General features: G+C 68.3%; 14 protein-coding genes. 3 read left to right on the top strand and 11 right to left on the bottom strand.

Translation table 11 applies throughout. The annotated features are described in order from the left end of the window. The 4 genes from ilvC to EV216_RS00510 form a co-directional block, all read right to left on the bottom strand. A complete protein-coding gene (gene ilvC / locus EV216_RS00525) occupies window positions 1-1,023 on the bottom strand; it encodes a ketol-acid reductoisomerase (protein WP_132693107.1) in 1,023 nt (340 codons plus the stop codon). Window positions 1,024-1,127: 104 nt separating this feature from the next. After that, window positions 1,128-2,333, bottom strand: coding sequence for a UbiH/UbiF family hydroxylase (locus EV216_RS00520; RefSeq protein ID WP_132693106.1), 1,206 nt, complete (start codon window positions 2,331-2,333; stop codon window positions 1,128-1,130). 61 nt (window positions 2,334-2,394) lie between these two features. Beyond that, window positions 2,395-2,580 (bottom strand): hypothetical protein, encoded by a 186-nt coding sequence (locus tag EV216_RS00515; protein ID WP_132693105.1) that lies wholly within the window; start codon window positions 2,578-2,580, stop codon window positions 2,395-2,397. A gap of 123 nt (window positions 2,581-2,703) precedes the next feature. Next, window positions 2,704-3,354, bottom strand: coding sequence for a pyrimidine 5'-nucleotidase (locus EV216_RS00510; protein ID WP_132693104.1), 651 nt, complete (start codon window positions 3,352-3,354; stop codon window positions 2,704-2,706). A 103-nt stretch (window positions 3,355-3,457) separates the two neighbouring features. On the opposite strand from EV216_RS00510, the gene EV216_RS00505 reads away from it, so the two are divergent. Beyond that, a complete protein-coding gene (locus EV216_RS00505; RefSeq protein ID WP_132693103.1) occupies window positions 3,458-4,111 on the top strand; it encodes a GntR family transcriptional regulator in 654 nt (217 codons plus the stop codon). Here the strand turns inward: EV216_RS00505 and EV216_RS00500 are convergent. From EV216_RS00500 to EV216_RS00490, 3 genes are all read right to left on the bottom strand, one after another. Beyond that, complete coding sequence (locus EV216_RS00500) at window positions 4,045-6,099, bottom strand: glycosyltransferase (protein WP_132693102.1); 2,055 nt, start codon at window positions 6,097-6,099, stop codon at window positions 4,045-4,047. The two genes, EV216_RS00505 and EV216_RS00500, sit on opposite strands and share 67 nt — an antisense overlap. A 149-nt stretch (window positions 6,100-6,248) precedes the next feature. Next, window positions 6,249-7,535 carry a homoserine dehydrogenase gene (locus EV216_RS00495; RefSeq protein WP_132693101.1) on the bottom strand — a complete coding sequence of 429 codons (1,287 nt, stop codon included), beginning with the start codon at window positions 7,533-7,535 and terminating at the stop codon, window positions 6,249-6,251. A gap of 84 nt (window positions 7,536-7,619) precedes the next feature. Further along, the gene (locus EV216_RS00490; protein ID WP_132693100.1) at window positions 7,620-7,847 is read right to left on the bottom strand and encodes a hypothetical protein; all 228 of its coding nucleotides are present in this window, start codon (window positions 7,845-7,847) and stop codon (window positions 7,620-7,622) included. A 119-nt stretch (window positions 7,848-7,966) separates the two neighbouring features. On the opposite strand from EV216_RS00490, the gene EV216_RS00485 reads away from it, so the two are divergent. Continuing rightward, window positions 7,967-8,554 carry a TetR/AcrR family transcriptional regulator gene (locus EV216_RS00485; protein WP_132693099.1) on the top strand — a complete coding sequence of 196 codons (588 nt, stop codon included), beginning with the start codon at window positions 7,967-7,969 and terminating at the stop codon, window positions 8,552-8,554. An 84-nt stretch (window positions 8,555-8,638) separates the two neighbouring features. Here EV216_RS00485 and EV216_RS00480 read toward each other — a convergent pair whose 3' ends face one another. After that, window positions 8,639-9,052 carry a hypothetical protein gene (locus EV216_RS00480; protein ID WP_132693098.1) on the bottom strand — a complete coding sequence of 138 codons (414 nt, stop codon included), beginning with the start codon at window positions 9,050-9,052 and terminating at the stop codon, window positions 8,639-8,641. A gap of 203 nt (window positions 9,053-9,255) precedes the next feature. Here EV216_RS00480 and EV216_RS00475 point away from each other — a divergent pair, with 203 nt between their 5' ends. Further along, window positions 9,256-9,750, top strand: coding sequence for a hypothetical protein (locus EV216_RS00475; RefSeq protein WP_132693097.1), 495 nt, complete (start codon window positions 9,256-9,258; stop codon window positions 9,748-9,750). Between the two features lie 175 nt (window positions 9,751-9,925). Here the strand turns inward: EV216_RS00475 and EV216_RS00470 are convergent, their stop codons facing one another. Genes EV216_RS00470 through EV216_RS00460 form a run of 3 tightly spaced genes read right to left on the bottom strand, consistent with a single transcriptional unit; the run spans window position 9,926 to window position 12,812 of the window. Beyond that, window positions 9,926-10,513, bottom strand: a complete 588-nt coding sequence (locus EV216_RS00470) for a hypothetical protein (protein ID WP_132693096.1) — start codon at window positions 10,511-10,513, stop codon at window positions 9,926-9,928. A 2-nt stretch (window positions 10,514-10,515) separates the two neighbouring features. Further along, the gene (locus EV216_RS00465) at window positions 10,516-11,067 is read right to left on the bottom strand and encodes a TadE/TadG family type IV pilus assembly protein (protein ID WP_132693095.1); all 552 of its coding nucleotides are present in this window, start codon (window positions 11,065-11,067) and stop codon (window positions 10,516-10,518) included. Next, window positions 11,064-12,812, bottom strand: coding sequence for a TadE/TadG family type IV pilus assembly protein (locus EV216_RS00460; RefSeq protein ID WP_165899097.1), 1,749 nt, complete (start codon window positions 12,810-12,812; stop codon window positions 11,064-11,066). Before EV216_RS00460 ends, EV216_RS00465 begins: the two co-directional genes overlap by 4 nt. Between the last annotated feature and the right edge of the window lie 116 nt (window positions 12,813-12,928).

Here is a 12,928-nt window from a genome sequence, read left to right as displayed (position 1 = left end):
TCAGTTCTTGGCCTTGTCGACCATCTTGCCCGCGGAAATCCAGGGCATCATGGCGCGCAGTTTCTCGCCGACCTGTTCGATCTGGTGCTCGTCATTGATGCGGCGGGTGGCCTTGAAGAAGGGCTGGCCGACGGCGTTTTCCTGCATGAAGTCGCGCACGAACTTGCCGGTCTGGATGTCGGTCAGCACGGCTTTCATGCGGGCCTTGGTTTCCTCGTAGGGCAGGATGCGCGGGCCCGAGACGTATTCGCCGTATTCGGCAGTGTTCGAGATCGAGTAGTTCATGTTGGCGATGCCGCCTTCGTAGATCAGGTCCACGATCAGCTTCACCTCGTGCAGGCACTCGAAATAGGCCATCTCGGGCTCGTAGCCGGCCTCGACCAGCGTTTCGAAGCCCATGCGGATCAGTTCGACCAGACCGCCGCACAGCACCGCCTGTTCGCCGAACAGGTCGGTTTCGCATTCCTGGCGGAAATTGGTCTCGATGATGCCCGAACGCCCGCCACCGATGGCCGAGCAATAGGACAGGCCGATTTCCAGCGCGCGGCCGGTGGCATCGTTATGCACCGCGACCAGACAGGGCACGCCGCCGCCCTTGACATATTCGCCGCGGACGGTGTGGCCGGGGCCCTTGGGCGCCATCATGATGACATCGACGCCGGGTTTCGGCTCGATCAGGCCGAAATGCACGTTCAGGCCGTGGGCGAAGGCAATGGCCGAGCCTTCGCGCAGGTTGTCATGGACATATTTGCGGTAGGTCTCGGCCTGAAGTTCGTCGGGCATGGTGAACATGATCAGGTCGCACCAGGCGGCGGCTTCGGCAATGCCCATCACCTGAAGCCCTTCGGCCTCGGCCTTCTTCGCCGAGGGCGAGCCTTCGCGCAGCGCGACGGCGACGTTCTTCGCACCCGAGTCGCGCAGGTTCAGCGCGTGGGCATGGCCCTGGCTGCCATAGCCCAGGATCGCCACCTTCTTGTCCTTGATCAGGTTGATGTCGCAGTCACGGTCGTAATAGACGCGCATGGATGTCCCTCGTTGCAGCGGTGAGCGGCGCGGCGCGCGCCGGAATGATCCCGGGCTGAATACCGGAATCTGCGCGAGTTGCAACGCCAAGCGGTTCCGGGGCCTCAGCCCAGCCGCACGCCCAGCCCCGCGCGCATCAGGGTCTTGCGCACCGGCGGCAGGCCGTAAAGCGCGGCGATCCCCGCACCGCGCAGGTCGCGGATGGCGGGCGCGCCCTGCATCGAGACGCGGTTGAGCATGTCGATGCCGGTGACGCGGGCGGCGACCTCGGGATAGCGGCGGCGGTGATACATCTCCAGCATGGCCGCTTCGCCGATATGGGCCGGGGCGCCGCGGCACAGTTCCAGCAGCACGCGCAGATCGGCAAGGCTCATGTTCAGGCCCTGCGCGCCGATGGGCGGGACGACATGCGCGGCCTCGGCCACCAGAGCGGTGCGTTGGGCGGAAAAGCGATGCGCGATCTGGCTGATGATCGGCCAGAGCGTGCGGCGGGTTATCAGCGTCAGCGGGCCGTAGATCGCGCCGGAGCGCGCCGTCATCTCGGCGTTGAACTCGGCCTCTTGCATCGCGAAAAGGCGCAGCGCCTCGGGGCCGCGTTCCATCCAGACGATGGCCGAACAGGGCCGCCCGTCGCGGTCGGGCAGCGGGACCAGGGTGAACGGCCCGCCCGAGCGGTGGATCTCGGTCGAGACATTGCCATGCGGCTGGGGGTGGGTGACGGCGAAGGCCAGCGCCTTCTGGCCGTAGCGAATGGTGCGCGCGCCGATCCCCACTGCCTCGCGCACGGGGGAATGGCGCCCGTCGGCGGCCACCAGCAGCCGGGCCGAGACGCGGGTGCCGTCGCTCAGGGTGACCAGCGCCTCGGTGTCGCGGGTCAGCACCGATTTGGTGCCGATACCGGGGCGGAATTCGACATTCGGCAGTTCGGCGACGCGCGCCACCATCTCGCGCCGCAGAAGCCAGTTGGGCAGGTTCCAGCCGAAGGGCAGGTCCGAGACATCGGCGGCGTTGAAATCGCGGGTGATGCGGGGGGCGGGGGTCTTGCCGCCCGCATCCACGATGCGCATCACCTGAAGCTCGGTCGCATGCGGGGCAAGGCGATCCCACAGCCCGGCCTCGCGCAGCACCTTCAGCGAGGGTTGCAGGAAGGCCGTGGTGCGCAGATCGGCGCCGTCGGCGGCCTCGTCGGTGACGGGCGGGGCGGGATCGACGCAGATCACCCGGAACCCGGCCGAGCCGAACAGGGCCGCGGCCGCAAGCCCGGCGACCCCGCCGCCGGACACGAGAATATCGGTGGAAATGCGCGTCATGGGATGCCTCCTGCCCCGGACATAGCCCGCCGGGCCGTCCGGTCCAAGGGGCGATCCGGGGTCAGCCGCGGCTGATCCAGACAAGGATCAGCAGGATGATCGGCACCGAGATCACGGCGGGCATGTAAAGCCCCAGCACGCCCCATTTCACGATCGCCAGCGCCCAGAGCGCCATGGCCGCCAGAACGACGACCCAGATCCCCGCCTCGGTCCAGATGCTGGTCTTTTCCTCGTGACCGTCCGCCATGTTCGTCCCCGTGAAGATTTCCCGCAATCGACTTTAGGATCCCTCGCTGCGCGTGACAAGTCTTTGCATACCTGTGCATGCCGATCGCGGGCGGGGCCGGGCAGGTTTTCGGGTCGGCCCCTCTCAGCCCAGCGCAAGCCGCGCGAGAAAGCCCGCCAGATCGTCGGTATGGTGCTGCACATGGGGGGCCGGTTCCGGCATGGGGGCGACATGGACGGTGCGCATGCCCATGGCATGCGGCGCGGCCAGGTTGCGCGCGTCATCCTCGAACATCGCGGCCTCGACGGGCAGGATGCCGCCCTGGGCAAGGACCGCCTCGAAGGCCGCGCGGCGGGGTTTCGGCTGGAAGCCCGCATGCTCCACCCCGAAGACCGCATCGAACACGCCCGACAGCCCGCGCGCCGCGAGAACCCGTTCGGCATAGGGGGCGCTGGCATTGGTGTGCACGATCCGGCGGCCGGGCAGGGCGGCGATGCGGGCGCGCAGGTCGGGATCGGGCGTCAGCGCGTCGAAGCAGATGTCATGCACCGCGATCATGTAGGGGCCGGGCTCGATGCCGTGCAGCTCCATCAGGCCCGCAAGGGTGGTGCCATACTCTGCCCAGTAGCGCCTGCGCAGGCGGTCGGCCTCGGCCCTTTCGACGCCCAGAAGGTCCATGACGAAGGTGGTCATCCGCTGTTCGATCTGGTCGAACAGGCGCGCCTCGGGCGGGTAGAGCGTGTTGTCCAGATCGAAGACCCAGCCCCGGACATGCGAGAAATCATCGGCCACCATGCGCCCTGCCTAACCGACCGCGGCAAAAGGAACAATCACGAAGCCTTGAACTCTCATGCGGTCATACATTACTGTGGACCATCGTATGCAGGAGCCCCCGAAGATGAAGGACGCACGCCCCGTTCAGAAGGATGCGTATGAACTGATCCTCGAGGCGATAGATATGGGCGTCTACGGTCCCGGCGACCGCCTTGTCGAAAGCGAACTGGCCGAACGCTTCGGGGTGTCGCGCACCCCGATCCGCGAGGCGTTGCAGCGGCTGGAAACCCAATCGCTGCTGGCCCGGGACGGGCGCAGCCTGATCGTCGCCTCGCTGGGCCATGACCAGATGGCCGAGCTTTACGTCGTGCGGGCCGAGCTGGAGGGGCTGGCCGCGCGGCTGGCCGCGCGCCATGCCACGGCCGAGGAGGTGCGCGTGCTGCGCGCGATGGTCGAGGACGACCGCAGGCTGTCTCGCGACCTGTCGGCGATGGCGCGGGCGAACCGGCGGTTCCACAAGCAGATCCACCTGGCCTCGCATAACCGCTATCTGGTGCAGCAGCTTGACCTGGTGCACCGGACCATGGCGCTGATGGCGACGACTTCGCTGGCGATCGAGGGGCGGGGGCAGGATGCGCTGGCCGAGCATGACGCCATCGTGGCCGCGATCGAGGCAGGCGACGGAGATGCGGCCTATGCAGCGCTCAAGGCTCACATCTCGCTGGCCTTCGAGGCCCGCCTGCGCCACGACGCCGAGGCGCTGATGGCCCAGGGCTGAGACCCGCGGGCGGCCCGCCCTGCGCCTTGCCTGACATCGACGGCACCCGCCCGCGCAATCGCGACGCGCACATGGGCGCGGGCCGAGGCGGTCCGGCCGTGGTCGGGTCCGTCCAGCCCGTGCCGCGTCTTGTCCCAGAAGAAGGGCCGCGCCGCCATTTCCCAGACCGCCTTGTAGGAGGCGATGGCCGCCAGCGGGAAATACAGGTGCAGCGTCGGCAGCCAGGGGATCAGCCCGCGCTTGCCCGCCCGCGACAGGCCCATTGCCCCCACCCAGAACGTGACCAGTTCCGCAGCGATGAACAGCGCGAAGAGCACGACGAATCCGCCCGCCGGAACCGCCTGCGCCAGCGGGTGCGTGATCCCCAGCGGCAACAGCCAGAACGACCAGAGCAGCGGCATCAGCGCGAACTGGGTCAGCGTGCCCAGGAACAGCACCTGCATGCCGAAAAAGCCCAGCGGCCCGAACTGGCGCAGCAGCAGGTCGGGGCGGCGCATATGGGTGGCCCAGGTCATCGCGTAGCCCTTGAGCCAGCGCGAGCGTTGCCGCACCCAGGGCCAGGCCCGGCAATTGGCTTCCTCCTCGGTGACGCTGTCGAGAAACTCGGTGCGATAGCCGTGCCGGGCAAGGCGCAGGCCCAGATCGGCATCCTCGGTCACGTTATGGGCGTCCCAGCCGCCCAGATCCTCCAGCACGCGGCGGCGGAAGAACAGCGTCGTGCCGCCCAGCGGCACCGGCACGCCCAGCCGCGCGAGCCCCGGCAGCACCACCCGGAACCAGGCGGCGTATTCGATGGAAAAGCAGCGCGCCAGCCAGTTGGCGCGCGGGTTGTAGAAGTCCAGGACCCCCTGGACGACCGCGACATCGGGGCCGCAGCTGTGGAAATGCGCGACCACCTTGCGCAACTGGTCGGGGGCGGGGGCGTCCTCGGCGTCATAGATGCCGACGATCGAGCCGCGGCAGAAATCGAGCGCGTAGTTCAGCGCACGCGGCTTGGTCCTGAGCGCGCCCTGGGGGACCGTCACCCGCCGCATCCAGGGCGGCAGGGGCGTGGCGTCGAGCATCGCGCGGGTGTCGTCATCGCCCGCCTCGGTCACCAGGCAGATGTCCAGAAGCGCGCGCGGATAGTCGAGCCGCGAGAGCCGCGCGATCAGGCGCGGGGCGATGGCGGATTCGCGGAACAGCGGCACGAGGATCGAGATCCGCGGCAGTCGCGCGATGATCGGGGCGGCCTGGGGCGGCGCGCCACGGTCCCGGATCAGGGCGCGCGCCTGGGAAAGCGCCGCGGCTGCCTTGAGAAGGCTGCCGGCCAGCATCCAGCCAAGTGCCCAGAGCGTGAGCACGCCCAGCACCGTCAGCGGGGCCAGCGCCGCCAGCAGCGCAAGCGCGGCCAGGGCGATCAGAACCGCGGCGCGGGGACCGGCGCGCAGCCAGGCCCGGCAGCTTTCCTGCTCGGGCACGCGGGTTTCGGCGGCGCGGGCCAGCACTTCGGACCGGCAGGAGGCCAGCGCCTGCTGCAACTCGTCCTCGCGGCAGATGACCATGATCGCGGGGGTCAGGTCGGCGGGGAGCGTCGGGGCAAGCTGCTCGAACCGGTCGGGACGCGACGTGGCGATCAGCGTGGCCCCCGCGAATCGGCGCCAGGGCAGAAGCCCCTGTTTCAGGCAGGTTCGCGCGCCCAGAACGTCGATCAGCCGGGGATCGGGCGGGTAGGCGGCGAAATCGGCGCGGCCGGTGCCGAACTGGCGGCACAGCGCCTCGGCCACATCCTCGGCGGTGGTTTCGCCCTCGGCGATCAGCAGCTCGCCAAGCCGCACCTCCATGCGTGCGTGGTCTGCCAGGGCGCGCTCAAGCGCCTCGGGCTTGACTGAACCGGCGGCAAGCAGGTGCTCACCAAGGCGCAGGGAGGTGTGGTTCGGCTGCGGGATGAATTCGGCGGGCGCGGCGGAGGATTGCCGGACTGTTGCAAGGGAAATCACCGGCGGCATGAAAGGGCCTCTCGCACAAGACCCCGATTTAATGCGTCGTTAAGGTTAATGAAGGGTAAAGGCCAACCCGGCCCGGGCGGGGGGCGGCGCTGCGGCCGGGGCGCATCGGCGCGCGACGGTGGAAGAGTGGTGCGACCCGGGCCGCCGGATCAGACTTCCTCGATCCGGATCGCGACCGGATCGCCCACCATGACGCCGGTTCCGGCAAAGCCCTTGCGCGCGTGATCCAGCGCATCGCGGGTGGTCTTGTGGGTCACGATCAGCACCGGCGCGGTGGTCGTGGCGTGGCCATATTGGCGCATCCGGTCGATCGAGACGCCCGCCTCGCCCAGCACCGCGGCGACCCTGGCCAGCGCGCCAGGCTTGTCCTCAAGCTCCATCCGCAGGTAATAGGGCGCTGCGGCCGAGGCCCGCGCCGCGCGCGCCTGTTCCAGACCCGCGGCGGGCTGGCCGAAGGTCGGCACGCGAAAGCCGCGGCCTATGTCGATCACATCCGCCATCACCGCGCTGGCCGTCGGTCCCTGACCGGCACCGGCGCCGCGCAGCACGATCTGGCCCACGGCGTCGCCCTCGAGCACGACCATGTTCGTCGGCCCTTCGAGCTGGCCCAGCGGCGAGGCCGCGGGCACGAGGCAGGGCGACATGCGCTGTTCCAGCCCGCGGCCGGTGATCTGGGCCACGCCCAGCAGCTTGATCCGGAAGCCCATGTCGGCGGCATGGCGGATATCGTCGATCGAGATCCGCTCGATCCCCTCCAGCTCCATCGCGGGGAAATCGACCTTTGTGCCGAAGGCGATGGCGGCCAGAAGCGACAGCTTGTGACCGGCGTCGATCCCGCCCACGTCGAGCGTCGGATCGGCTTCGAGATAGCCCAGCGCGCGGGCCTCCTCGAAGACGGTTTCATAGGGCAGGCCCTCGGCTTCCATCCGGGTCAGGATGTAGTTGCAGGTGCCGTTCATCACGCCCATGACGCGGGTGATCCGGTTGCCTGCCAGCCCCTCGGTCAGGGCCTTGACCACGGGGATGCCGCCCGCCACCGCCGCCTCGAAGCGGATCACCCGGCCCGCGTCCTCGGCCGCCTCGGCCAGCGCCTGGCCATGGACGGCCAGCATCGCCTTGTTGGCGGTCACCACGTCCTTGCCCGCGGCGATCGCCGCCTCGGTCGCGGCCTTGGCGGGGCCGTCCGAGCCGCCCATCAGTTCCACGAAGATGTCCACGTCCTCGCGCCGGGCCAGCAGGACGGGGTCATCCTCCCAGGCGAAGGCGGACAGGTCCACGCCCCGGTCGCGGTCGCGGGTGCGGGCCGAGACCGCCGAGACCGTGACCGGCCGACCGACGCGCTGGGCGATCAGGTTCGCGCGGGTCTGGACGATCTTGACGACACCGGCGCCGACGGTGCCGAGCCCGGCGATGCCAAGGCGCAGGGGGGTGGTCATGGGGCGTGCTCCCGGTTGGGCTGGTGCCGAGGGTTCGCGGGGGTGTTAGCGTGAAGGCGCGGGTCTTGCAACGCGGCCCGGGGCTCAGAGGTCGCGGGCGCGCAGGGCGGCGGCCCTGGCGCGCAGCGCGGCGGCGCGCGCCTCGAGCGCCTCGGTGTCCTGTTCGGTGGCGCCGGGCTGGGCGGCGCGGGCGAGGATCGGCTCGACCGGCACGAGCCGGGGATAGGATTCGGGGGGGGGCGGTGGCGTACAGCCCGCCAGCGCCGCGACCAGCGCCGCCCCCGCCATTTTTCCCGCGATGCCTGCCGTCATCCCGCTGCCCTCTTGTTGCGGGCCGACCATATCCCCGCATTCCGCCCCGCGGCAAGCCGCGCCACCCGCGCACTCGCGCGGGGATTGAAATGAACGATCGTTCAGATAACACTGACCCCATGGCCCGCACCTCCGGCTCCCATTCCGAGATCACCGGCCCGCGGCTGCGCGAGGCCGCGCAGCGGCTGTTTGCGCGCCACGGCTATGCCTCGGTCACGATGCGCCAGATCGCGGCCGAGGTGGGGGTTCAGGTCGGTGCGCTCTACAATTACATCCCCGACAAGCAGGGGCTGCTGGCCGACCTGATGCGCGCCCATCTCGAGGAATTGCTGGCCGCCTGGGCGGCAGAACCGAGGGGCGAGGGACCGCTGGGCGCGCTGGAGGCGTTCACGCGGTTCCATATCCGGTTTCACCTGGAACGGCCCGACGCGGTGTTCATCGCCTATATGGAATTGCGCAACCTTGCCCCCGAGAATTTCGCCGGGATCGAGGCGCTGCGCAAACGCTACGAGACCGAACTGGAGGATATCCTGCGCGCGGGGCAGGCGGCGGGGGTGTTCGACCTGCCCGATACCAAGCTCGCCACGCTGGCGGTGATCGCCATGCTGACCGGCGTGACGACATGGTATCGCGATGCCGGGCGGCTCAGCCGCGAGCGGGTCGCGGGGCTTTACTGGGACATGGTGCGCAAGGCGGTCGCCGCCTGAGCCCCCGGGGTGGACGGCGCCGGGAAAGAACGACGCCCGGCGAAGCGATTCGCCGGGCGCGGAAAACGGCCATGGGGCGCGTGCTTACTTCTGCACTTCGCCGGTCATGATGCCGCGCAGGAACTTGCTGAAGCCGCCATCGCCCGTGCTGGTGCTGGCGCCGCCCTGGGCGGTGTTCAACTGGGTGTCGAACATGGTCGCCTTGTCGCTGAGCAGCGGCCAGCCCATCTTGCTGGAGAAGATGGTGGGATTGTCGGTCATCAGCTCGACATTGCCCTCGCCACGCCCGCCGATCAGCGGCCAATTCATCTTCGAAGAGAACGGGGTCGGATCGGCCGTCGACAGCTCGACATTCGACTTGCGGTCGCTCAGCAGCGGCCAGTTCATCTTGGACGAGAGCGGGGTCGCGTCGTCGGAGAGCTGCGAGGGCATTTGCATCTTGTCAGTCATGGTCCACCTACGTTGATCCTGTCCACCAAAACGAATTGGCTTCTGCATCAGGATGCCTTGTTATGCGCTGCGGGCAAGGTGCCTTTTCGCCGCGTCTCGGGTTCTGCGGCCGGACGGCCCCCCGGATCGCCCGCCACGCGGGCAGTCTAGGCGATTGTCTGCCGGAATCCGAGTCGTGGTTTGGTCTTGGCCCGGTCCGCGGCCCCGTATAGACGGTCCCGGCGATCATGCAGGGGAGGCGACAGGGGCCGATGAGCGACGAACTCGCTGTTTTGCGTGTATCCGCGCCGCGCCGCATCTTCGCGATCGGGGTCATGGTGATTCTGGCCGGGCTGCTGCTGTCCGTGGCGTCGGTCCGGCCCCCGGACGACGCGCTCTGGCGCGGGTTCCTGGCCGTGCTGGGGGGCGCGATTCTGGCGCTGGGTGAGGCAATGCGCCGCGCCACGGCGCGGTCGCTGCGGCTGACCCGCGACGGCCTGTTCGACAGCACCGGACGGGAACTGGCCCGGATGGACGAGATCACGCGCGTCGAGCGGGGGGCCTTCGCGCTCAAGCCGTCGAACGGATTCACCGTCCTGCTGGCGGCGGGGCGGCCGCCTGTCTGGGTGCCGGGGGTCTGGTGGCGGATCGGGCGCCGGATCGGCGTGGGCGGCGTGACCTCGGCGATCGAGGCGCGGGCGATGGCCGACATCCTGGCCGCGGCGCTGGTCGAGCGCGATCGCGCGCGGGAGGCCGGGGCGGAATGACGGCGCGGGAGGGCGGGGCCGGTCGGCAAGCCGCTTGTCCGGTTGCGGCATGCCGGGAGGCTGCCCCGTCCGCGCAGGCCGGGCGCAGGAGCCGGGATCGCGCCCCCGCCCGGAGCAATCCGCACCGGCCCGGGCGGGGCTTCGGCCCCGGCTGACCCGAACCGGCGACCGGCGCCTAGCTGCCCGCCCATTCCAGTTTGGGCACGAAGCGCGGCCGGGTGACCACGAAGCTGTCCATCTGCATCCTGCCGACCCCGAACCAGATCGGCGAGACCGGCGGATCATAAAGCACCTGGGTCTCGACCAGGATCGCCCGCTCGTTCTCCGGCAGCAGGGGGATGCTGGCCTCGAAGACCGTGTTCAGATCGGCCCTGGTCATCTGGGGCAGGCCGTTGGTTCCGTGGGACCAGTCGATATCGAGTTCGCGGCCCGTGTCCCCGGCGTCGCAATTCCGCGTGCAGGTGATCAGCGTCACGCGCAGGCGCCCCAGGTCGTCATGCGTGTTGGTGATGAAGTTGAACATCTGGTCCAGCCCCGCGACATAGGCGGGCGTCACCGGGCCTTCCATCTCCCGGCTCAACAGGTCCGAGATCGTGTAGGCGCCCTTGAGGCTGGTCGTCTTCATCTGAAAGCCGTAGAAATAGGTGACGATGCCGAGCAGAACCCACAGGAACAGCGGCAGCATGAGCAGAAGCTCGATCACCATGTTGCCGCTGGTGTCGCGGGCGAACCGGCGGAACGGGGCGAGGGGCGCGCGCAGCATCGCTAGACCCCCGCGCCGGGTTCGTTGACGAAGGCCGAGGTGGCCACCAGCGCATAGCCGTCGCCCGAGGCCTTGTGCAGCCGCAGCCCGAGGCCGACCCCCGGGAAGAACGGGTCGACGACGACGCAGGCGCGCACCATCATCAGGCTGTTCTGCGGACCTTGCGTGAAATTCGTGACGGGCTGGATCGGTGCGCGCCGGTCGACGCAGGTTGCCACGGAGTCCGGCAGGGCCCAGGTGGTTTTCGACACCGGGGTCAGTTCGATCCTGACCACGTTCTGGCAGTCGGGAAAGAGATGCGCCTGGCCGCAGACGATTTCCTTGAAGCGGTCGTGATCGAGGCCGGGATGCTTGCCCAGCCGGATGTCCCGCATCGAGACGTCGAGCGCGTGTTCCAGCAGCATCTGCCGGGTCATCAGGATCGACGCCTCGAGGCCCATCAGGAACATGACCATCACGATCGGCAGGGCAAGGACCACCTCGATGCTGGCGGTCCCCTCGTCCCGGCGAAGGGCATGGGCGATCCGGGTCGCGAGGCCGGGACGCAGGCTCATTCGGTCAGCCTCAGCTGGTTCAGCGAGGAGGCGATGGCGCCGAACGTGTCGGACAGATTCAGCCCGTCGGCCAGGAAGAAATGGTTGATCGTCGTCGCGCATTTGCCCAGCAGTTCCTCCTCGCCGCTGTCGCCCTCGATCTCGAAGCCGATCGTATAGACGAGGATGTCCCGCTGCTTGGCGGCGTTGCAGATATCCATCAGCCGATCGTCCTTGACGACCGTGCCATGGGACAGCACCGGGTTCTCGAGCCAGTTGAAGCGGCTGAACCATCTGGTGGTGAAGGTCGACCAGACCTCCGGATAGGTAAGCTGACGCGGCGTGCCGTTCGGCGGCCCGGTCTCGGTGCAGACCCATTCGGTGCGCGTCCGCAGCCTCCACCAGGGATCGTAATAGGTGACGGTCTGGTTGCTGCAGGACTGTTCCGGCTCGCCGATATAGACGCTGTCGAACCAGCCGGACTTGAAATCGCTGCTGTTCTTGTTGACCCAGCGATACTGGTTTCGGCTGGCATTGTAGACCGAATAGACAGGATCGCCCGGCGTGCCATCGGCCTTGTCGTAATGCCAGACCACCGACGGCCCGTCGCGATACTGGTTCTTGAGATAGTGCTGGGCGGTGTTCACGCCGTCGGTCATCAGGATGATGGCCTTGGCATTGTAGCTCTGGGCGTAATTGTAGGGTCGCCCGCGCAGGGCCGGATCGACCAGCATCTCGCTGGAGCCGGTCGCGACGGGCGTCGAGGTCAGGCTGTCCACGACCGAGCGGATCCCGGGATCGACCAGCGCCGCCCCCCATTTCATGCCCACGTCGATCGAGGTGTTGCCCTGGGCCACCAGCGTGTCGATCGCATCATAGGCGTCGGTATGGCTGTCGATCAGCGGCGTGATCCAGCGTTCGCTCTGGATATTGCAGGACCAGCTGTCGGGCGTGCGGTTATAGGCCAGCCAGGGATCGAAATGGCCGGTGCGCGCGAGCACGTCCTGGGGCGCGGGCGGCAGCCCCGAGAACGGGTCGGAGACGTAATCGCCGAGGCCGACGCGGGTATAGTCGTCCGCCGAGAAGTCCACGCAATGAGAGGAGGCGTGCTCGTCAGTGACGTTGAACAGCGACAGCAGATGCGGACCGGCATTGACCTGTTCGGAATAGGGGACGATCGAGATCGAGACCTTGCCATGCTCGACCTCGCAGGGCTTGCCCGATCCGCGGCTGGCATTCGGGTTGCATTGCATGTGGTAGGCGAAATCCTTGGCCGCCTCTTTCAGGTCATGGATGCGCGAATTGCCCGAGGCCGCGGCCCAGCCCATCGAGCCGGAGACGTCCAGCACCATCGAGATCTCGAGATCGCTGATGCCTTCCTCGGCCGTGCTGCTGGTGATGACCGGCATCTCGTTCATGCCGACGAAGGACAGGAAGATCGGTCGCAGGGTCGCACCGGCGGACACGCGCACCTTGCGATAGGCGGCGGTGCCCGAGGACAGATCCTCCTCGACCTTGATGGGGCCCAGATAGTCCGCAAGGCCCGCCTTTTCGAAATAGTCGCGCACGACCGCCTCGGCATCCTGGGTCTGGCTGAGGCTGGCGGCGGCGAGCACCGCCCGGTCCATCGTGTTCTGAAGCCGTGTGCGCGTCTGTTCGTAGCGCATGAAGTCGATGGCAAGGCCCGCCGTCAGCATCATCGCAACGAGGATGAACAGCGAGAAGATGATCAGCCCCCCGGCCTCGTCCCGCCGGAACCCGGTCATGGCCTCACGCCGTCCTGTGCGCGTCGGGAAAAAGCGGCTCTTCGGGGCAATCGACATCCTAATCGTCCTCGGTCTCTGGGTCCGGCGGGCCAGTCGCGGCACGGAAATCGCGCCCG

The sequence above is a fragment of the Rhodovulum steppense genome (assembly GCF_004339675.1).
Classification (GTDB): domain Bacteria; phylum Pseudomonadota; class Alphaproteobacteria; order Rhodobacterales; family Rhodobacteraceae; genus Rhodovulum; species Rhodovulum steppense.
This window is presented reverse-complemented; position numbering and strand designations above follow the sequence as displayed.